At 36.5% G+C, this 21,928-nt stretch carries 23 protein-coding genes; 1 reads left to right on the forward strand and 22 read right to left on the reverse strand.

Annotation, left to right across the window (positions count from 1 at the left end; genetic code table 11):
- Positions 1 to 15: 15 nt before the first annotated feature.
- The 12 genes from APF76_02315 to APF76_02370 form a co-directional block, all read right to left on the reverse strand.
- Entirely contained in the window at positions 16 to 402 is a 387-nt protein-coding gene (locus APF76_02315) for a hypothetical protein (protein KUO52789.1), read from the reverse strand.
- 12 nt (positions 403 to 414) lie between these two features.
- Positions 415 to 645 (reverse strand): hypothetical protein, encoded by a 231-nt coding sequence (locus APF76_02320; protein KUO52790.1) that lies wholly within the window; start codon positions 643 to 645, stop codon positions 415 to 417.
- 2 nt (positions 646 to 647) lie between these two features.
- Positions 648 to 1,103, reverse strand: coding sequence for a hypothetical protein (locus tag APF76_02325; GenBank protein ID KUO52791.1), 456 nt, complete (start codon positions 1,101 to 1,103; stop codon positions 648 to 650).
- 106 nt (positions 1,104 to 1,209) lie between these two features.
- Positions 1,210 to 2,118: a hypothetical protein gene (locus APF76_02330; protein KUO52792.1), complete on the reverse strand. Its 909-nt coding sequence runs from the start codon at positions 2,116 to 2,118 to the stop codon at positions 1,210 to 1,212.
- 15 nt (positions 2,119 to 2,133) lie between these two features.
- The gene (locus APF76_02335; GenBank protein ID KUO52793.1) at positions 2,134 to 3,693 is read right to left on the reverse strand and encodes a hypothetical protein; all 1,560 of its coding nucleotides are present in this window, start codon (positions 3,691 to 3,693) and stop codon (positions 2,134 to 2,136) included.
- Positions 3,694 to 3,704: 11 nt separating this feature from the next.
- Positions 3,705 to 4,202 (reverse strand): hypothetical protein, encoded by a 498-nt coding sequence (locus APF76_02340; protein KUO52794.1) that lies wholly within the window; start codon positions 4,200 to 4,202, stop codon positions 3,705 to 3,707.
- A 17-nt stretch (positions 4,203 to 4,219) separates the two neighbouring features.
- The gene (locus tag APF76_02345) at positions 4,220 to 4,492 is read right to left on the reverse strand and encodes a hypothetical protein (protein ID KUO52795.1); all 273 of its coding nucleotides are present in this window, start codon (positions 4,490 to 4,492) and stop codon (positions 4,220 to 4,222) included.
- 423 nt (positions 4,493 to 4,915) lie between these two features.
- Complete coding sequence (locus APF76_02350) at positions 4,916 to 6,055, reverse strand: hypothetical protein (protein ID KUO52796.1); 1,140 nt, start codon at positions 6,053 to 6,055, stop codon at positions 4,916 to 4,918.
- Positions 6,055 to 8,172: a chemotaxis protein CheA gene (locus tag APF76_02355; protein KUO52797.1), complete on the reverse strand. Its 2,118-nt coding sequence runs from the start codon at positions 8,170 to 8,172 to the stop codon at positions 6,055 to 6,057. The genes APF76_02350 and APF76_02355 overlap by 1 nt, the downstream gene beginning before the upstream one ends.
- 12 nt (positions 8,173 to 8,184) lie before the next feature.
- The gene (locus tag APF76_02360; protein ID KUO52798.1) at positions 8,185 to 8,676 is read right to left on the reverse strand and encodes a chemotaxis protein CheW; all 492 of its coding nucleotides are present in this window, start codon (positions 8,674 to 8,676) and stop codon (positions 8,185 to 8,187) included.
- Between the two features lie 209 nt (positions 8,677 to 8,885).
- Positions 8,886 to 10,103, reverse strand: coding sequence for a hypothetical protein (locus APF76_02365; GenBank protein KUO52799.1), 1,218 nt, complete (start codon positions 10,101 to 10,103; stop codon positions 8,886 to 8,888).
- A gap of 81 nt (positions 10,104 to 10,184) precedes the next feature.
- On the reverse strand, positions 10,185 to 11,960 hold the full coding sequence (locus tag APF76_02370; protein KUO52800.1) for a hypothetical protein: 1,776 nt from the start codon (positions 11,958 to 11,960) through the stop codon (positions 10,185 to 10,187).
- Positions 11,961 to 12,216: 256 nt separating this feature from the next.
- Here APF76_02370 and APF76_02375 point away from each other — a divergent pair, with 256 nt between their 5' ends.
- Positions 12,217 to 13,128, forward strand: coding sequence for a hypothetical protein (locus tag APF76_02375; GenBank protein KUO52801.1), 912 nt, complete (start codon positions 12,217 to 12,219; stop codon positions 13,126 to 13,128).
- Between the two features lie 14 nt (positions 13,129 to 13,142).
- On the opposite strand, the gene APF76_02380 is transcribed toward APF76_02375, so the two are convergent.
- From APF76_02380 to APF76_02425, 10 genes are all read right to left on the reverse strand, one after another.
- The gene (locus tag APF76_02380) at positions 13,143 to 14,543 is read right to left on the reverse strand and encodes a cobyrinic acid a,c-diamide synthase (protein ID KUO52802.1); all 1,401 of its coding nucleotides are present in this window, start codon (positions 14,541 to 14,543) and stop codon (positions 13,143 to 13,145) included.
- Between the two features lie 301 nt (positions 14,544 to 14,844).
- A complete protein-coding gene (locus APF76_02385) occupies positions 14,845 to 15,162 on the reverse strand; it encodes a sulfur relay protein TusE (GenBank protein KUO52803.1) in 318 nt (105 codons plus the stop codon).
- 72 nt (positions 15,163 to 15,234) lie between these two features.
- Positions 15,235 to 15,423: a ferredoxin gene (locus APF76_02390; protein ID KUO52804.1), complete on the reverse strand. Its 189-nt coding sequence runs from the start codon at positions 15,421 to 15,423 to the stop codon at positions 15,235 to 15,237.
- Positions 15,424 to 15,555: 132 nt separating this feature from the next.
- The gene (locus APF76_02395) at positions 15,556 to 15,738 is read right to left on the reverse strand and encodes a hypothetical protein (protein KUO52805.1); all 183 of its coding nucleotides are present in this window, start codon (positions 15,736 to 15,738) and stop codon (positions 15,556 to 15,558) included.
- A 156-nt stretch (positions 15,739 to 15,894) separates the two neighbouring features.
- Positions 15,895 to 16,104 (reverse strand): peptide-binding protein, encoded by a 210-nt coding sequence (locus tag APF76_02400; GenBank protein ID KUO52806.1) that lies wholly within the window; start codon positions 16,102 to 16,104, stop codon positions 15,895 to 15,897.
- A 46-nt stretch (positions 16,105 to 16,150) separates the two neighbouring features.
- The gene (locus APF76_02405; GenBank protein ID KUO52807.1) at positions 16,151 to 17,224 is read right to left on the reverse strand and encodes a sulfite reductase; all 1,074 of its coding nucleotides are present in this window, start codon (positions 17,222 to 17,224) and stop codon (positions 16,151 to 16,153) included.
- Between the two features lie 2 nt (positions 17,225 to 17,226).
- Positions 17,227 to 18,468 carry a sulfite reductase, dissimilatory-type subunit alpha gene (locus APF76_02410; GenBank protein ID KUO52819.1) on the reverse strand — a complete coding sequence of 414 codons (1,242 nt, stop codon included), beginning with the start codon at positions 18,466 to 18,468 and terminating at the stop codon, positions 17,227 to 17,229.
- Between the two features lie 490 nt (positions 18,469 to 18,958).
- Entirely contained in the window at positions 18,959 to 19,960 is a 1,002-nt protein-coding gene (locus APF76_02415) for a menaquinol oxidoreductase (protein ID KUO52808.1), read from the reverse strand.
- A gap of 24 nt (positions 19,961 to 19,984) precedes the next feature.
- Entirely contained in the window at positions 19,985 to 21,145 is a 1,161-nt protein-coding gene (locus tag APF76_02420; GenBank protein ID KUO52809.1) for a menaquinol oxidoreductase, read from the reverse strand.
- Positions 21,146 to 21,163: 18 nt separating this feature from the next.
- Complete coding sequence (locus tag APF76_02425) at positions 21,164 to 21,925, reverse strand: 4Fe-4S ferredoxin (GenBank protein KUO52810.1); 762 nt, start codon at positions 21,923 to 21,925, stop codon at positions 21,164 to 21,166.
- Positions 21,926 to 21,928 lie beyond the last annotated feature (3 nt).

Here is a 21,928-nt window from a genome sequence, read left to right on the forward strand (position 1 = left end):
GAGGAATGTCCCGGATTAAACTTTGTCGTCTACTAATATGCCAGCTAATTCCCACATTTTAGCTACCATGTCAAGTATTTTCTCTGGTGGTATTTCTCTAATCAATTCATCGGTTTCTTTGTCATAAACTTTAACTGTAATATGCTTTGTCTGTTCATGAACTCCAAACTCTAGTCTTGTATATTTGCTAACATAAGATTTATTTGCCATCTCTATAGCATTAATAACCTGATGGCTACCTATTTCATAAGTTTGCTTGTCTTGATCTGTTTGTAAAAATTCGTTAATCTTATTTTTGTTCTCTTGCAAGCTGTGATTATCACTTCTTACTGGTGAAGAATTATCTCTAAGTGTTTGTTTTTCCTTGGGTATATTTATGCTTTCAACTCCTCCTAATCTCAACCCTGCCACCTCCTATTTTTTAGGTGCCTTAAATTTTGAAAAATCTATTTCAGTTACAGCAGTTTCTCCTGCTAATATATTTTCATTTTTAACTAGCTCTACCAATTCTTCTCTTAGAACCCCAATATGCTTTGGTGCTTTAATTCCAAGTTTTACCTTGTTTCCTTCTACTGCAACCACCACTATCTTAATATCACCGTCTAGAACAATACCCTCGTTTACCTTTCTAGATATTATAAGCATATTCAACCGCCACTTACCTTTCTATTGTCTTGTGATGGAAAGAGTGGCTCTTTCACCTGACCTCTGGTTTCATCTAGTAGTACCTGCTTGGCTTTTTTGCCAGATAGGTTTATGACTAGAGGTGCAAGTAGATTGGTGCTTGATTTTTGAAAGTCTCCTTCTGGTAATGTGACTATAGTATATACAACTACATCCTCTTGTTTACTAATACCTAGCTCTTCTTTAAGAGAGTCATCCAATTCCACATAGTAATTTTCTCTAATTACAAATGGGTCAATTAATAGGAATGATATTTTTGGTTCATCAACACATTGGAGCCATCTAAAAAACGGGTTGTCATTTACTGGGACCAATATGTACTTTTTATGCTCTTCAAAAGCAAATAGACCTTGGGGAAATTGTAGGATATCATCTTCTTTAATATCTATTTCACCAAACCTAAGGGTTTTTAAAATCATAAGTTACACCTCTCTATTAGGGCACTGGGACACATCTCTGATTTAGCAGTCTTTGTCCTCGAGGAATGCCCCCGGTTATCTTCAAGAGTCAGAATTCAAAAGAGTTTTATCTTAGAAAGTCAAGCAAAGTCGGCTGCAGTATCTGAGATCCAGATTTTATTGCTGCATGGTAAGCTGCTTCTTGAACGGAAAAATCAATCATTGCACGTGCATAATCTGTATCCTCTATACGACTTAGTATTTTAGAAAATTCTACTTGAGAATCAAGGCTTCTTTCTAAAGCAGTATCCATCCTGTTACTTTTTGCTCCTAATGAAGCTCGTTCAGAAAGAACATGGTCAATTTTATCATCTATATTACTAAGAAAATTTGAAGCCGCCTCAGCATCTCCATTCCTAAGAAGCTGTTCCAATTCAATTAGTGTTTCAAAAACCTCAGATTTCATTTCACCTTCATTCAACTGCCAGGCACTTTTTGATGCATTTATAGTCATCTGTACGCCTGGAGAAACCTCATAGTTAATGTCTTTAAAATCTCCTCTATATTCTACAGATATACCACCATCATCCTTGTTAAATATAAATGGAGGATGGGTTGTAAATGTTCCTCCAAAAATATAGGCATCACCGTATGCACTATTTGCAGTCTGGATAGATTCTTCGATAAGCTGTTCTACCTCATCAGCCAACCCTTCCATTGCTTCGGTCGTAAGAGTTCCCCCTGCTCCATAAACTGCTAACTCACGAGCCCTTTGTAGTACATCTGTAAGATTACTTAGGGAGTTTTCTGAGACTTCCAGCCAACTGCCGGCGTCTCTCATGTTCTTGTCAAACTGTTCCATTTCTTCAAGGGTACTTCGTATACTCATAACTCTAGACACTACCACCGGGTCATCTGACGGGCGATTCACCATCTTTCCTGAGGCAATTCTGTTATGAATTTTTTCTAAATAAAATTTATTTCTATCTAGGTTTTGCATAAAGTTTGATTGCAGCATTTTATTAGTAATTCTCATACCTTAAACCTCCAATTAAGCTTTTAATCCATTTACTACTGTAGCAGCAAGTTCATCTAGAACCTGTATATATCTTGAAGCTGCCTGAAAAGCTCTTTGATAGGAAATCATATTAGCAGTTTCCTCATCTATTGATACTCCTGCAACACTTTCTTTTCTATTACTGAGCTGGTTTACAAGTGTAGACTGATTTTGTACCATTCTTTCTGCTTCCTTAGTAGCTACCCCCACCTCTGAAACAAAGTTCTGGTAAAAGGTTTCAAATTTAAGGTCTCCCATAGTATTACTTTGAAGTTTTCCATCACCATCGAGCGAAAACCTTGCATTTCTTAACTGTGCTATCAATAGGGCATTTTCCCTATTTCCTGGGTTGAAGTCGTCTACATCATCCACATATCCAGCTGCAATAAAACCAACATCTTCTATTTGAGGGTTTATGTATAGGTGTTTTGCAGAATAATTGTCAGGGTCAGTAATGATGTTTCCCTCTTCATCCTTAAAAGCAAAAAAGTCTATTCCAGTATTATCCGGAGGATCTTTTAAATTAATTCCAGAAGCATGGATTTCATTTAATATTCTTGACATCCCCTCAGCAAATGTGTCCAATTTATTTTTGTAATAAGCAACAGATGTACTATCTGGATTAGTATCATTGCCTGCCTTTTGTATTCCAAAAACTTCTCCAGTTTTAGCTGCAAGGGTATGACTTTCATTTTCACTATCAACTAATGTAACATCTAAATCATCTCTCCCAAATTCTAAGTGACCAGAATCCAGACTAGGGTCTATTATATTTACAATAGCTGGGTCACCATTTGTATCCGTTGTTTTGACTGCAACTGTTATCTCACCTGTGGCTATTGTTTTACCTGCAACTGTAGCGAACACATGATTAACTTCAGTATCCATAAGCTCAGCAAGATTATCAACAAGTAAATCTCGTTTATCCATTAAATCATTGGGGTTATCCCCACCTGTTTTAATGAATTTTATTTGCTCATTTAGACTCCCAATCTGCCTTAAAAGAGCGTTAGCTTCATCAACGGCTATCTCCATCTGCCTATCTAAACCTTCTTCTATGTTTTCAAGCCGTTCATAGCTATGGCGAAAAGCTTCTGCCAAAGCTTTTCCTGTATCTTTTACTGTAGTTCTTACTGGTGAAATCTCTGGATACTTAATTAGTTCCTGCCAACTGTCCCAAAACTCACCCATCAAAGAGCTAAGTCCAGTATCTGATGGCTCTAAGAATACTGTTTCTATCTGACTTATAGTATCATGGCGGGTTTCCCATTCACTCAACTTACCATCTTCTGCTCTTATCTGCCAATCAATGAACTGATCTCGAATCCTTTTTACCTCTGATATCTCAACACCAGTACCAATTTGACCTGCACCAGCCCAACGGTTATTTGATGGAACTGGTAAGGCAAATCCCGTGTGCATATTGGCAACTTGGCGTGAGTATCCAGGGGTATTTGCATTGGCAATATTATGTCCTGTAACAGATATAGCAGTTTGTTGTGCTCTTAATGCCTTTAGACCTATATTGATACCAAAAAATATTCCACTGCTCATGTTCTGCCTCCTTATACGCTACGATTTATAGCATTAGATATTTCTGTTCGGTCAACCTGTCCTGAAGACCCATAGGTTTTTAACCTATTTGGTTCAATGCAATCCATCATCTTCTGTACATACTGAATTGATTGCTTTAAGAGCATTCTAGAAAGTTCATGGGTTTCCTGAAGCTTTAGCTGGTTTAATACTAGACTCTCAGTTAAATCCTGCAGTTTTACTCTATCATTATTTGAAGATGCTGTTATGACATCTGACATCTTAATGTCTTCTTTGCCTATGATTGGAACCATCTTACGCACTAGCTCTCGCCGTTTCTTTTCTTGTAGTGCAAGGCTTCTTCCAAGCCTCTCCTGAACTATAGCAATATCATTTAATTCTTGTATATTATCAACCTTTAAGGCTTCAACTTGATTTTGGCTGATTTTTACAAGCTCTATAATCAAGCTATTTTGTTCTATCAGGCATACAATTATATCTTGGATGCAGCTATTAAAATCCTTGGTCATATGGTTCCACTCCCAGCCTATATATTTTCCAGCATACTCTTTGCAATATCTTCAGAGGTTACCTTGTAGTCTCCTTGGTCTATCTTTTGCTTTAAGTCATCAACTACTCCGCTTCTTATATCAGGTAGCGACGTGGTTTTCTTAACAAGTTCCTTAATCTTTTTTGCTTCCTTAGATATTTCAATCTTGTCACCTTGAGTACCCTTAGCAGCCTTAATCTCTTTCGCAGCCTTTTGTTGTGACTGATATAGTTGTCCTGGATTTACGTTTAAAGGCCTATTTATTTTCATCAAGTTCACCGCCCTAATTCAGAAGTCAGAAGACAGAATACAGGAGTCAGAATAACACCTGAATGTCCTCAATTAACTAATGTATTGGGGACACACCTGCTAAAGTATGAGATATTCCCCTAGGCAGGAATGTCCCCAATTTTATACTACTAGTATCGGTAACTTTTAAAAAAACTTTAGCTTTTAAGATGAATAGAAAAAAGACCCCTAAACCTTTTAGTTTAAGAGTCTTTTTGGGCGAAGACATGTTATGTGAGTAAACATTAATTAAATGTTGTATTAATTCTTGGCAAGTGAAATAAAAATCCGTAATGATTTGCTTGTCTGAGCGAAGCGAGTTTGTAAACCGAAGGATTTTTTATGTAACGAGCCTTAGAATTACAGACATTTTATTCTGGAAAGCGAACATAACAAATGTAGTTACTACTTAGTAACTATATTTGTTATTTCATTAGCCAGTTGATTAAGGGGTAGCACCTTGTCAACTATTCCTGCTTCTACTGCAGCCTTTGGCATGCCGTAGACAATACAGGTTTCTTCATTCTGTGCTAGTATTAATCCCTTTTGTATTTTTAAGCTTTTCAGCCCCTCAAGGCCATCACTTCCCATTCCAGTCATTATTACCCCTAAGACTCTTGAACCTAAAGTTTCAACAGCAGATAGCATCATTACACTTACAGAGGGTTTAAAAAGGGTCTTTATGGGGGACTGGTCACTAAGGCTGATTTGCAGGGAACCAGACTTTCTAGTAAATGTCAGTTGGTGCCCAGCTGGTGCAATAATTGCCCTGCCGGGTAATATCATGTCTCCATCTTCTGCTTCTTTTACCTCTATTTCACATAAATCGTTTAATCTTTTTGCTAGAGGACCAGTAAATCCTTTTGGCATATGCTGAACTACAACTATGCCACATGGAATGGTTTTGGGGATTTTGGTCAGTAAAACCTGAAGTGCAGTAGGTCCCCCTGTAGATGTACCTATTGCTATTAGGTCCACAGGACTAATGGGCTGGAGTGTTACTGCAGACTGGGATGTTTTTAATGTTACAGGCACGGGTGTATTTAGATCCGGAGCAATCTTTTGAGCTAGTGGAACTGGTGTGGCTGGTGGTGCAGGTGGTCTAGTTGAAATTGAGCCTTTGATTGAACAAACTTTTTTTACTGAAACCCCTGCAGCAGTTTTTACTACTTCTATAAGCTCAGAAGCAAGCGTTGAAAGCTCATGTCTATTGGCTGGTTTAGCTACAAAGTCGACGGCACCTAGAGAAAGTGCCTCAATTGTCTGTCTAGCACCAGCAGTTGTAACAGAACTTAACATTACCACAGGTAATGGATGTTCACACATAATCAATTTCAGCGTAGAAAGACCATCTAATCCAGGCATTTCTACATCCATGGTTACTACGTCTGGTTTGTATCTTTCAATTTTTACTAAAGCGTCTTCTCCATCCCTTGCATAGGTTATAACCTTTAGCGATGGATCGCTCTCTAGCATTGTAGTAATGACCCGGCGCATAAAAGCCGAGTCATCTACAATCAATACATTGATTTTCTTTGTAGTCATTACTCACCCATCCTTGTATGCTCCATCATTCCCCTAATGTCAAGAATTAATGCAACGGTTCCGTCACCCATTATAGTTGCTCCTGCAAGACCAGGTATCTTACCTAAATAATCCCCTAAAGTTTTTATCACTATTTCCTGTTCCCCAATAAGATCATCTACTATAATTCCTAGACGCTTTTCGGAAAGGCCTACTACTACTACGGAATATTTTTCTTTTTCTTGTTTCTCTTTTTTTAATTCCAATAGACCCTGAAGGCTGTACAGCGGGAGAACATCTCCTCTTATAACAGCAACTTCTTGTTTAGAAACAGTTTTCACTTCGTTTATTGGGATATCCACTATTTCTACAACATTAGCTAACGGGAATGCATAAACCTGTTTGTCAAGCTTAACCAGCAATGATCTGTTAATCGCTAATGTTAATGGAAGACGTATAGTGAACTTGGTCCCCTTGCCCAAATTAGTATTGATTTCAACCATACCATTTATTTTCTCAATATGGTTTCTTACTATATCCATACCTACACCTCTACCTGAAACACTACTAACAGTTTCAGCAGTAGAAAAGCCTGGTATAAATATAAGGTTTAATGCTTCTTTTTGAGTCAAGCGCTCTGCTTTTTCTTCTGTAATTAAGCCCTTAGAAAGTGCTTTTATAATTATTTTATCTGAATCTATCCCCTTACCATCATCCTCAACGGTTATAATTATTTGATTTTCTTGATGAACTGCCTTTAGTTTAACAACTCCATTGGTAGGTTTACCTGCTTTTTTCCTAGCCTCTGGGGATTCAATTCCATGGTCTATAGCATTTCTTAATAAATGAATGAGGGGATCTCCAATTTCCTCTATTACAGTTCTGTCAAGTTCAGTCTCTTTACCTTCTACTACAAAATCAATCTCTTTATTTGCTTTTTGTGCTAGGTCTCTAACCATGCGCGGAAAGCGATTAAATACCTGCTCAATGGGAAACATCCGCGCCTTCATTATTTCCTCTTGAAGGTCACCAGATATTCTTCCTATATGTAATGATATTTCTTCTAGTATCTCTAGCCCTTCTGTACCATATCTATTACGTAAGCCTTCCTCAACATCTGCTAATCTAATTCTATCAATGACTAGTTCTCCTACAAGATTCATAAGGTTTTCTAATCTCTGAACATCTACTCTTACTGTTTGGTTAGTTTTAAAAGCTTCTTTCTTTACATCTGCCTTTTTTTCTGTAAAAAGTTTTGCAACCATATTATTTGCTTTATCTACATTAACTATTTCGTCCTTTGTCTCAACCCCGTAATTCAATTCAACTTCCTTAACCTTTACCCTATCTATTTCACTAACGAATTTTACTATGTTTTCTACTCTATCCTTGTCCTCTTTGGTGACAATAACCATCTGAAATTCTAAGTCGAATTTCTCTGACTCAATATCTTCTATTGATGGATATGTTTTAATTATTTCTCCTAAATCTTTTAAGTTATTATATACTATATATGCCCTGGCAGCCTTCATAAGACAATCTGGTACAAGTGCAACGACTACCTGCCACACCTTATAGCCCTTTATTTCTGCTACTCTAATAAGGTTTTCTTCTATATCGTCAAACTTAATAGCTATCTCCGTCTGCCACTTTTCGTGCTTGTTAGTAATAGCTTCATCTGAGGTTACTTCGATCTTTTGATCTTCTTGATCTTCTTGATCTTCAAATTCTTGATCTTTTTCGCCTTTGCCATCAAGTAAAGTTTTTAACTTCTCAATTAATATTGCTATATTTACGTTAGAATCCTTCCCGCTAACGATGTCCTCTTTTAATTCCTTTATAGTATCTAAGCCTTCTAAAAGCATATCAATAATTTCAGTAGTTACACTAAGTCTACCCTGTCGTAACAAATCAAGTACATTTTCCAAGGAATGTGTTACCTCTGCCATTTTTTCAAATCCCATGGATGCAGAAGCTCCCTTTATTGTGTGAGCAGCTCGAAAAATATTGTTGAGCATATCCAGATCATCTCTATTTTTCTCAAGGAGCAAAATATTTTCATCCATTAATTGTATCTGTTCATCAGCTTCATCTAAAAAAATATTCATATATTGTGACATATCAAAATCCGAGGTCATACTGTTACCTCCTTAAGCTTCTTGAGCTACAGCTACATTTTCAAGAGTTTCTTTCTCTTTTTCATGTAGAACCTGATTTAGATCAAGTAGTATAATCAATCTGTTTTCTAGTTTCCCGACTCCTCTTAGATAAGCTGAATCGACCCCTGAAATTACTGGTGGGGGTGGGTCTATGTTGTCTTTTGGTATACGTAAAACTTCAGAAACAGAGTCCACTATCATACCGACAGTAATGTTTTCTACCTCAACTACCATAATTCTGGATTGGGAAGTTTCTTCCACTAGTCGTAAGTCAAACCTCTTATGTAGGTCTATTACTGGAATTACCTTACCCCTCAAATTTATTACTCCCTCCACAAAATCTGGGGTTCTGGGAACCTCGGTAATTATTTGCATACGAATAATTTCTCTTACAGTAGAAATATCTACCCCATAAGTTTCACCTGACAGGTTGAAAACAACCAATTGTTCTTCTTCTCTTCTGACATTTTCAGTTGTACTCATAAAAGTTCCTCCCTTCGTCTTCATCCTATTTATATAGTTGTATGTATGTACTGGTAATACGGACTACCTCAGCCTTTTATTTCTATAATTAGTTATTTTCAATAAAAATGCCATAATTCCTCTATGTATTGATAAAAAATAAATATTTTGTCACTTTTTTGCTGAAAATAATTAAAACCCAGCACCTTTTTAAGATGCCGGGTTAGGTTTTAATACATGCGCGAACTCCCATACCTGGGCTTGCTAACTTTATTCATATACTTACTTCTTCTCTTTCGAAGCATTATAAGTACCTTTAAAAGAAGTGCAATGACTACAAGTCCAAGCAAAATTAATGTTATTTTCACATAAACATCAACCCACGTTGTTGGTCTCTTGACATTGGTACCAGCAACCAAAGGAATACTTTCAATCACTTCTTCACCATATACAAATTGCAGATTTCCTATTACCTCTCCCATTTCCAACGGTAGATCAAGATTTTGCATTTTTATTTTCCATGTAGGAATTATATCCGAATTCTTATTGGTTAAATACTCAACAGCTTGTTCTGATAAAACTGGGACTGCTGTTCCTCCCATCTCAATTTGGAGTATTTCATCATCCTTATCCACTAGTTTCAATTTATGGAAATTGTCATAACCATAATCTAGCACTCTTGTGGAATCACTCCAAATTCTTTGGGAGGTGCTCCCTAAAACCACACTTATAAATTTCATTCCATCTCTCTCTGCGGCAGTAACAAGACATCTCCCAGCTTCACTAGTATAACCTGTCTTACCACCTAATGACCCTTCGTACTGCCAAAGCAGTTGATTGAGGTTAACAAGCTGACTTTGCCAGTCCGTACCATTCCACTCTCTTGTTTTAGTTGCTAAAATTTCTTTCAATACAGGATCTGCTAAGGCTTCCTTCATAATTAAAGCCACATCATATGCTGTGGAATAATGACCCTCAGCTGGGAGTCCATTAGGATTCATAAAATTAGTAGAGTTAGCACCCAAATCCTTAACTTTTTCATTCATCATTTCAGCAAAAGATTCTACAGAACCTCCTATATGATACGCAATAGCTAAGGCAGCATCATTACCAGAATTGAGCATAGTTGCATAAAGTAGATTTTCTAGAGTTTGAGTTTCCTCTGCACGTAGCCATACTATACTACCACTTGTTTTCACAGCCTCTGGACTAATTATCACTTCATCCTGCAGGTTGCCTTTCTCAATTGCCACAAGGGCGGTAACCAATTTAGTTATGCTAGCAGGCGCTCTTTGTTCTGTTTCATTTTTACCCCAAAGAATCTTACCCGTTTCTGCATCCATTAATACAGCTGATTCTGCAGCAATCTCGGGTTCAGCCATTACACTAGAACTAAATAGTAGAATTACTATTAAATTCAATACAATAAATGATATACATTTTTTCATAGATGTCCTCCCTTTATTAATTCTACCAAATAATTATACCACTATATTTGAGAGGAGTTGACAGTCATTTTTTGGTTTATTTTAAGCTTCAAAATAAAGGGAGCTTTGTTGGTCAGAAACTTTCTCTATCCTTGGACCACACTTTAATATAGTACCAGGGTGTACTATAGATGCCTTTATATACCGTTCTTTATCAACTTGAATGAAGGTAGGAATTTCAGCACTACTCCCCATTTCTACTGCTTTAACCCATCCTTTAGCAGTAATGGAACCTCCTTTAAAAACACCTGGACTTCCTGTAATTTCTACATTGCCCTTTGCAAAAATCTTAGTATTGTAGCATCCCTTTCCTTTTACTATTACATCACCAGTTGTTTGAATATCACAGTTTTGGATATATGGGCATTTTACATGGGCTTGTTGCGAATTAGATTCGCTAATTTCCCCAATAAACTTTTTAATATCTGTAAAAGTAATCGCCAAGGAATAGTCAAGTTCGCTCAGATTTTTCACCTGTAGTGGCCCCATACCACTTATTCTTCCATTCCAGACTTTTACATGTTCAATAGTTCTTAATAGTCCAGTTTTATCAATTTTTTCGGTATCCATTAATTTTTCCAGATCAGAAAGAGTTCTCAAAACACCAGCAATCATATTTTGTAGACCTGAAAACTTTTGTTCCAGTAAAATTTTAAGAATAGCTCCATCTGGAGTAGACTGCTCCTTCTGCTGCACAGAAATTTTCAAGCTTTTTGCAGCTTTAATAAACTTTTTAAGACTATCTTCCATATTATCCAAATCTTCTTTCGCTTTTTGGAAGGTTAGGTCATTTCCACCAGCTTGTACTACACAGCCAACCAAATTATTATGGACGTGAACCTCTCCTCCAGCAATCAATGTCGAGTTGGCAGCAAAGCCGAAAATTTCAATTTTACCCCTAGCTTGTACCTTCATCCCATCCATTACATTGCCCCTGATTAGAACGTCTCCATTAAATTTAATGTATCCTTCCTTTGCACCCGCATCTCCTTCCACAGCATAAACAGGTAACACGGTATACTTGTTATTCTTTTTCCCAAGTCGCCCTTCAATGGCAGAAATAAGGATCATTCCAGAGTTTTCATATTTAGTTCCTGGACCTGCTATTAATCTGGCTTCCTTTGACTTAGGAGGGGAAACCTCTACTCCATGAACATTAATACCAGGTTCGCCTTCTTCAGACAGATGCAGCCTTGCAATTTTTTGATGTTCCTTAACGATTCTTATTGAGCGGTCTCGTATTATACCTTCTCCTTCATCGGGAATACCTGCATCATCGTCCACACCTACTAAGTCCTCAACCCAACCATCCTTACCAGGTACAAACGGTTTTCCCTTTGCTATTATATATTCTTTACCTACTGCTTCAATGGCCATTTCAACCATTTCTCTATCTATACCATATACTACCTTTTGAGAGTTCATGTAATCTAGAATTTCCTGAATAGTATACGGTTCTTCAATGGGTTTTGAGCTAAGACAGTTTACAACAACCCTTTTATTATCTGACACATCTTCAATGTAGTAATTTTCCCCAGGTTTATAGTTAATCAGTAAAGTTGCAGTCATCTTATCAGGTGACACAGTCAATTCTAGTTCTCGAACAGGTTCAACCTTACGGGGAATCAGGATAATTATATTTTTGCTATTTACAGTAGTAGAATCTTCAATAGTATTGTCGTCCACCATGATGGTAACATTCTTTCCTGGAATAATGACAGCCTCTTCCATACTATTTATAGGATCTGACACTTGAATCTTTCCGTCTTTTATTGAAATAGTTCCACTTTTGACTTCCGCATTAGTATCATCTGTCATTTGGTCACCGCCTTAGTCTAGTAGCATATACTTAAATATTTCGTCATAATATGATATTTTCCTTTTATGTAAAAAAAAAACTTCAAATATGGTTTTCATGAAACTTGTTTGGAAATAATAAGTAGTACAGGCTAATTCCTATCTGTTACTGGATTGGAATTATAGGGGATTAGAATGCTATATTGCTTTTTTATATCAAGTAAAGTAAACTTATTATAAGATATGTAAATTTATGCAACGAAAGTAGGTGAAGGAATTGGATCCTCATCTGGCGGTATTTAAGGCTGTAGCAGATAAAAGGAGTTTTTCACAGGCGGCAAAATCATTGCACATTAGCCAGCCTGCAATTAGTCTGCAAATTCAGTCTTTAGAGGAAAACTTAGGAGCTCGCGTTTTTGATAGAAATAATAAGAGAGTTGTTTTAACACAAGCAGGTAAAACTTTTTACAAATATGTTACGCAGATAATCGAGCTTTATGATCAAGCGCAAAAGGAAATAGCTGAACTGACTGGACTTGTTAAAGGTAAAATTAAAATCGGGGCCAGTTTAACCATTGGAGAGTATGTTATACCAAGGATTGCAGGGCATTTTTGTAAAGACCATCCTGAAGTTAACTTAACAATAAACATTGCCAATACTGAAGAAATTACAAAACACCTGTTAACAAATACACTTGATATAGGTGTAGTCGAGGGACCTATTAAACACTCCGATTTGGTTCTGGAAAAATTTATGGATGATGAGCTTGTAGTTATTGTTCCAGTTGATCATCCATGGGCAAAAAAAGATACCATTGAAATGGATAGTCTCTTATCCCAACCATTTGTTCTGAGGGAGTCTGGTTCTGGAACAAGACAAATAATGGAGAATAGGCTTAAGCAATTTGGTGTTTCCCCAGATGATTTACAAATAACCATGGAACTTGGAAGTACTCAAGCTATAAAGGAAGCTGTGGAAGTAGGCTTAGGTGTTTCAATAATCTCTAAGTGGGCACTTAAAAAGGATCTGAAATTTAATTATCTTGGGATGACAAGAATAGATAATTGTACATTTGATAGAGGCTTCTATCTCGTATATAACAAACATCATTTTCTAACCCAGGCCACAGAAACATTTATAAAACTACTAAAAAGTGATAGCTTAACAGATATTCTGATAGAAAGATAAAAAGATAACCAGCTCTAAAGCTGGTTATCTTTTTTGTTACCTTTTATTAAACTAATAAAACCTTGCGCCCATTGTGGTACCGCTAGAGAGTGAATATGATTATATGTAGCAAGTACATTTTTATAGGTTATACCATCTGAAGAACCATCAATACCTGAGCCCCGTTCTACATTAAATGCAAAAGTGGCGATAGTGGAATCCAGATTTAATATTTTGGAGTTATGAAATTCATGTCCTCTTATAATTGTATTTGCATTATTAAAAAATGGATTTGCATTTTTAACCTTTAATCTTGTATAGCCATGTCCTTGAGGTTTGTTCTCCATCTTGACAGTGAAATTGAAAATGCCAACCATGTTATACTTTTTTTCATCTATAATAATCTTTTGTGCTAGGTACATTAGTCCGCCACATTCTGCATATATTGGCAATCCATTTTCTGCTTTATTTTTAATATCTTTGCGAAGACTAGTGTTTTTCTCAAGCTCTTCAGCAAATACTTCTGGAAAACCTCCACCTATATATAATCCATCTATATCTGGAAGGGAACCGTCATTTAAAGAATTTATGTATACAAGCTCTGCCCCTTGCTCTTCCAATGCCTCAAGGTTTTCAGGATAATAAAAGGAAAAAACTCTATCCCTAATAACTCCAATTTTAATAGGTCTACTCGATATATCTTTTCTATTTGTAGGCATTTCATATTCAAGAGGTTGAGCACCTTTTGCTATAGAAATTAGTAATTTTAAATCAATGTTTTTTTGAATTGACTTAGTAATGTATTCAATTGCATTATGATACTTATCATTTTCCTGTGCAGGAATAAGTCCTAAATGCCTATCCGGTATAGATAATTTACTATCCTTTGGTATAGAGCCGATAACTGGTATCCCGCAGTATTTCTCTATTGCTCCCCTAAGAATGGTTTCATGACGTACTCTGGCAACTTGATTTAAGATAACACCAGCTATCTCCACATCCTTATCAAAATTTTGAAACCCCATAACTAGAGCAGCAACACTCCTGGTCATTCTCCTGGTGTCAACAACAAATATAACAGGAGCTTTGATGATTTTTGCAACTTGGGCTGTACTACCTGTTCCATCTAAATCAAAACCATCATGTAAACCCATTGCACCCTCAACTATACTAATATTTGAGTTTTGGGAACCTTTGATAAAAGATTCTCTCAAAATATTATCATCCATCATATAGCAGTCTAAATTACGACAATTGATGCCTGTTACCTCTGTATGCCAACTAGGGTCTATGTAATCAGGTCCCTTTTTAAAAGGTTGCACCCTTACACCATTTTTTGTAAATGCACTTAAAAGTCCAAGGGTAATGGTTGTTTTACCAGATCGACCATGAGGTGCTGATATTACTATTCGAGGTATATCATATTTCTCAGTCATGTGGTATTCCACCTTTAGTAATTGGTTATAAATAATTTTCACCTTTACTATTAGTTTGTGCGTGTAACTGGTTTAGTATAGATATTACTACTATAGAACAAAACTTGGCTTCTGCCAAGTCCATCACGTAATTAGAATGTGATTTTTGATTGTGAAATAAAACAGTACCGGACTTACAAGCTCCGGTACTGTTAAAATAATATTTTTATCACGCAGCCAACCGTCCGTAAATAGCTTTGTATAAACGGACGCTAACTTCCTGAATTAGTTCAGCTAAGCCAAAGAATTGGCAAGCTTCACTCTATACACAACCTGTTGGCTTTGGTAAACCTGCAGCCTTACAAGCACCTTTTGCAGGACCAGTTGGGAAAAGCTCATAAACTTTGTTTAACTTGAAACCTGATTCTTTGCAAAGTTTTCTAACCATTGGTGCAATACCAAACTCTTTGAAATAATTTCTTAAATAATTGATAAGATGCCAATGCTCTTCTGTTAGTTCATCTACTTCCTCTGCTTTAGCAAGAAGAATAGCAACTTCCTCATTCCACTGATCTGGATCAACTAAAAAACCATCCTCATCTAATTCAATTTCCACGCCATTAACGTTTAATGAAGACATTATGGCAACACCTCCGTCTTTATAGTTTTATTTTTAAATTAACCAAAATTCTTCTTAGCATAATAATGCTAACTACAGTTCTTGAAACTTAACAGCTTCGTTTGGACACACAGACACACAGCTTTCACAGCCCATGCACTCGCTAGCGTCTTCACAAATAGCCTTGCCATCCACTAGTTCAATAATGCTAACTGGACAAGCATCTACGCATTCACTACAACCATCACATTTATCCTGATCGATAGTTATTAAATACATTATACAGCCCCTCCCTGAGTTTGCTAGTAGTTAAAACACGCACACTCTTATTAATTCTATTTATGCGATGAAAACCCTTTTTGCAACTAATTTGATCTTATTATTCTAATTATAAGGACTCTAAATATGATATTCTTATTTATCAAAAATTACTTCGTCTTCACACTCATCTGCTAAATATGCTATCAATGATTGAATTACTACTTCCATACCGTCTGCAAAGCCAGTTTTGTATTCTGTAGACTTGTAATTTCTAATTTCCTCAATAATTTCCATATTTTCTTTTTCCCATTTTAGAACAATTTCTTGGAATTTCATTAAAACTCCTCCACTATAAAATATTTTAATACTATACCTATTATTCCATATATGGGAGGATTAACATAGCAAAAAACTAAAATAATTAATTTAATTAAAGCCACCGCCAGTCCCTTAAGTAATTAAATAATTAAGTACGGGCGATGGCTAAAATCGTTACTTACCTTTAATTTTTACAAAGGATGTTCCAAGGTACAAAAACTCTAGAACGTCTTGTTTTGCAAGTTCGTTGATTTGCTTATCTACTAGTTTCTTTGGAACTCCAATAGCTTTAGCAACATCTCTATTCTTTGATTTATCTACGGTATTTAAATACGCCAATACTTTTTCCTGAATCTCTTCAGGTGTGAAATTATCTTCACTCATTTATTTACACCTCACTAAGTTTGGGGACATTCAATGTCGCCCTTCCTTAAAACTTAAAGTTAGAGCTGGTTCTAAATGTTGGTAATGAGAAAACAAAATCGTCAATATGCTTATCTGTAAATGGAAGTTGTGCAATATCAAAGAATTTCTCCCAACCAATTCTTTCGATCCATTCGCCATATCTTTCGCCAGGCTGAGCATGTTTAACCCAAATTTCGGTTAGATTTACAACAGCTTCTACCAATTCTGGCCATCTTGGAGGAGTGTTTGGTATCCAAGGAATAGCTAAACGTGAGAATGCTGGACCACTTCTTGCATTTGCAACTTTACCACCGACAAAGATTGCAATACCGTCATTCTTTGGATCCACAATGGGTAATGATGGACATACTGTATAGCAGTTACCACAGTACATACATTTCTCCTCATTAATAGTAACACTTTTAGCCTTTGGATTTGGCCTAATAGCTCCAGTTGGACAACTAGCAATAACGTTTGGAATTTCACAACCTTTTGCTACACCTTCATCGTTAATTTTAGGAATTGTTCTATGAATACCAACAAATGCTATATCTGAACAGTGAACTGCTCCACACATGTTTAAGCAACAAGCCATTGAAATTTTTAGCTTAGCTGGTAGTTTGTCATACTTGAAATAATCATATAACTCATCCATAACTGACTTAACAGTACCAGATGCATCTGTAGCAGCACTATGGCAGTGAATCCAGCCTTGAGTGTGAATAATGTTGTTTAAAGAATTGCCTGTACCGCCTACTGGCCATCCCATTCCTTCAACTTCTTCAATTAAAGGCTGTACTTTGCTTTCATCTGATAGTAGAAACTCAACATTGTGTCTACTAGTAAAACGTAGGTGACCATCGCAATACTTGTCTGCTATATCAGCAAATTCTCTCAATGTTACTATAGATAACAAACGTGGGGAACCTATTCTTACTGAATATAATGCTTCACCAGTTTCTGAAACGTGCTTTAAAACACCTGGTCTAACATTCTCGTGATATTTCCATTTTCCATAGTTGTCCTTGATAATCTGTGGCAACTGATCCTCATAGTGTGGAGGACCTATATCAGTTTTTGGCTTAAAAACTTGTGTCATGATTACTTCACCTCCGCGTCTGAAGCTGCTTGCTTAAATGTATGATTGTTCATTTCTTCAAGTTCTTCTGGCCACCAGAAGAAGTATGGGTTAGCTCTTGGATGCTTAACCATTTGCGGCTTAGGTTCTAGGCCAACTTCTTTCAAGAAGGTTCTCATTCCTTTTCTGTAAATCAATTCGCCAACTCTTTCTCTAACTTTGGCGTTTTCATCCCACCAGTCCCAAATTCTTTCAAATAAATCTTTAAGTTCCGCATAACCATCTTCTTTGTTAACCTTCATGAATGGTACAAGAACCCATGATAAGAAAGCTGACTGAACAAGTGTAGCTTTACCACCAATTAGAATTGTAACTCCTGTATCTTTACCAATTCTTAATCCTTTTGGCATCTTGTTAATACAATGCATACATCTTACACAGTTCTCATCATCAACCTTAAACTCAAAAGTTTCTTGATTGAAGCTAATACACTTAGATGGGCACTTCTTGACAACAAGATTTAAAATATCATAACCACTCTTACCATATTCTGTAATCTGCTCTTGGTCTATTCTGATGTTATCTCTCCATGTTCCAATTAGAGAAAGGTCTGCACGTGCAATAGATGACACACAATCATTAGCACAACCAGAAATTTTTATTTTTGACTTGTATGGCCACATTGGTCTGTGGAGATAATCCTGAAACTCGTTAGTTAAGTCATGGCATAAATCCATAGTATCAATGCATGCGTTTTCGCAACGAGCCATACCTGCACAACAACTTGGACTTCTTAAGTTTGAACCTGATCCACCAAGGTCAAATCCACTATTTGAAAGTTCGTTAAAGCATGGTTGTAAGTGTGGAGTTGTTGTTCCTAAAAGGATAGCATCACCAGTTGCACCATGCATATTTGTTAAACCACTTCCATGTTTTTCCCAAATATCACATAGATTTCTTAATGTCTCACTTGAGTAAAACCACCCACTTGGCTGATTAACTCTCATTGTGTGAAACTCAGCAACACTAGGATATTTGTCCCCTAGATCTGAGTATCTACCAATTACTCCTCCACCATAGCCTGTAACACCAACGATACCTCCGTGTTTCCAGTGAACACTATTATCTTCAAATGATGTTTCCAGAAGACCTAATAGGTCTTTTGTTGCTGCATTCTTGTCTTCCATTTTTTCAATTTCTTTTACAAAGCTTGGCCATTTGCCTTTTTTAAGCTCATCTAACATCGGCCTTTTGTTCTCTGTCACTAAACATCCACCTCCAGATAGTTTTTTTCTTTTTCTTTCTAACACCAACTCAATACTAAGTCTCCTTAGGGCCCCTCAGATATAATCTTTTATAACATAATAATTCCAAAAGTCGTGACTGTTAGCCTAATCATAATTGTTCAGGGCTAAATACCTCCGTCAAGCACTTGATATTTGGCTTTCGACTTTGATTAGTATTGCTAAATGACCTCTGGGGTAAACCCTCTGGGTTTAATTGCAAAACTTTGAAGGAGAGTTTAATAAATATTAGGTTCAATATTGTTTTTGCCCAATAATATTGAGTTGAATAGTTACGAAATACTTTGTGCCATTTGTCACAGGTACTAACATGACATATTGAACACGCTTACTTAACCTTTATTAGACTTTCGGATCTAAAAATCCTGCATGTTTATTATTGCGATTTCTGATTACAATGATAGTTTTTTTATATAACAAGGTGACTCCTTGATTATATCTGTTATCAGATCTACTCTTTGTCGACAGGTAAGCCAACGCCTTTCATCTTGTCTCGGTACTCATCTTCATATTCTTCATAGGTATGGACAGCCACAGGATAATTCCATGGATTAACATGTCTTTGAGCTCTGTTGTTATTAACCATATTACGTGTTGGGCTCATAAATATACCTGCCATGTGTGTTAGCTTACTAAATGGGAAGTAAGTGAGTAGTGTGCTAACCAAGAAAAGGTGAATATAAAAGATTACTCCAATATCACCAGGAACTGTTGGGTTAAATGTCACAAGGCCCATAGCCAATTCTTTAACACGGATTATGTCTACCCTGAAAAAATATTTCATTAATATCCCAGAAGAGGCTATTCCAAAGATCAATAATAGCGGAAAATAGTCAGCAGGTAGCGATATATATTTTACATGTGGAATAAGTACCCTTCTAATAAATAGGTATGTCACAGCAACTAAAAGTGCAATACCAGTTAAATACAGAGCTTCCAAATTCACCTGAAAAGCTCCATCTATACTTTGAAGAAATTGGACAAAGCCCGGCACTGGTTCTGTAAAAAATCTAAGATGCCTTACAACAACTATCAAAAACGACCAGTGGAATACCAGACCTGCCAACCAAAGCCACTTTTCCCAATGATATACAACCTTTTTGCCATTATTTCCATCAACTAGTTGAGCTTTGGTATTTCTAAACAATGATCTAAAAAATACTACTTCGAAAAACATTCTTATTATAACCCCTGCTTTTGTAGAAGGGTTATCGATTTTATTTTGTTTAAACCATGGTAATGACCTTTGCTGGCCACATGTTGTAGGTATGCGAAATGGAACAGGAGATCGTGACCATTTTACAATACGATAAACAAGACCAAACACGAAAGCTGCAAAGGCTATATAGGGGATTAACACCCCAAAGAGGAACTGCATTCCTATAACCTCTACTCCCAGGTAAACACCCAAAATGAGTGCAACAACCATGAGTAAAGAAACTTGTATACCCATTCATATCCCTCATTTCATGTATTTTTAAATCCCCGTATTTTCCTTTACTGAAATAACTATTCTGTAAAAGATACTAATTATGAAAATGCCTATTGCCCAAATTCCTAAGGTAATGAAAAGTTCATTTATAGTTGGTAAATACTCAGTTATTCTACCAAACGGATTAACTACTAGTCCTGCAACTACAAAAGCTAATCCCTTTTCAATAAGCATTGCCAGGAAAACTGCTATACAGGCAATTATCAATGTGCCATCTTTTGATCTTGTTTTGGGGTTAATCAAAAGATACAATGCAATAACTGCTAGTATTGCAAAAATCCACATGAATGGAACCATGGCATTGTGACCATGTGATCCCATAAACAGGTATTGTAAACTATGCATATGACCAGGTACCTGGCTAAAGAAAGCAACAAAGAATTCTACACCAAGTAAAAAGATAGTTATGGAAAATGCATAAGTTACTATTATTGATAACTTCCTAATTGCTTCTTTTCCTGCATCAAAATTTGCAAATTTCTTTAATGCAAAGCATATAAGAATCAAAAGGGCAGGACCAGTAGCAAATGCACCCACTAAAAATTTTGGTGCAATTAGAGCTGTTAACCAGTAATGACGTCCAGGAAGACCTGAGTATAAAAATGCAGTAACTGTATGAATACTCACAGCCCACGGAATAGAAACATACGTCAATGTTTTTACCCATTTAGGGGCAGAAATTGCTTTGCGCTCTGCCTCTAAAACATTCCAAGCAATTAAAATATTTAATAATAGGTAGCCAGTTAAAACCATGAAATCCCAAAACATAGGTGAATTTGGTGTTGGAAATAGGATCATATTGAGAACTCTCATAGGCATACCCATATCTACAACAATGAATAACATGCACATTATTACTGAAGCAACAGCCAGAAACTCACCAACAACAGTTATTCGGCCAAACTCTTTAACATTATGGAGATAATATGGTAACACAACCATTACAGCTGATGCTGCAACTCCAACAAAAAAAGTAAATTGAGCTATATAAAGCCCCCAGGATACATCCCTGCTCATTCCTGTAACTGTAAGTCCTTGATTTAGTTGAACTAAATAAAAGCCAAAACCTGTTCCAATCAAAACAAGTAAAAATAATAGCCATCCATAATAGTATTTTGAAGCTTCCTTAAAAGCTTTTTCTATCATGTACACCAACCCCTCCCTCTACACTATATAGTAAATCTTAGGCTTTGTACCATAAGAAATTTTTCGCTGGATATTATAACTGGATGCTAACAGCTTACGAACATCGGAATTTGGGTCATCCAAATCCCCAAAGGTAAATACTCCATTTGGACAAGCCTCCACACAAGCTGGTGGCAAACCTACTGATAACCTTTCGTCACATAAGTTGCACTTTTCAACAACACCCTTGGTTCTGGTTGGAAATTCCTTATTCACTTCTTCAATATGGGGTCTAGGATCGCTAAAGTTAAAACTTCTTGCTCCATAGGGGCAAGCAGCCATACAATAGCGGCACCCTATACACCTATGATAATCCATCATCACTACTCCGTCTTTTCTTTTAAAGGTAGCTTGAGTAGGGCAAACCCTTACACAGGAGGGGTTTTCACAATGGTTGCACAGTACTAAAACATCTCTATTCTTTGTAGATTCATCCACATAATCATGGCTTTGGTAAGGGAGAGCATTTTCATGTGGTTCAGTCCAGAGCCATTTTACTTCTTCTTTTGTATTGCCTATGCTAGGAACATTGTGGGCCAGATGACATGCATCAATACAATCATTGCAGTAATCACATTTACTCATATCTATCGCCATGCCCCACTTGTTACCAGCTAATGCTTTAGAGCTTGGGAGAAATTTTGGATTGTTGCTGGCGACAACATTGACAAGAGGCATTACTCCTAACCCAAGGGCACAGGCTCCACCAAACTTGATAAATTTTCTTCTATTTATATCCATTAC

Origin of the sequence: Desulfitibacter sp. BRH_c19, from assembly GCA_001515945.1 — a bacterium.
In the GTDB taxonomy this organism is placed as follows: domain Bacteria; phylum Bacillota; class DSM-16504; order Desulfitibacterales; family Desulfitibacteraceae; genus Desulfitibacter.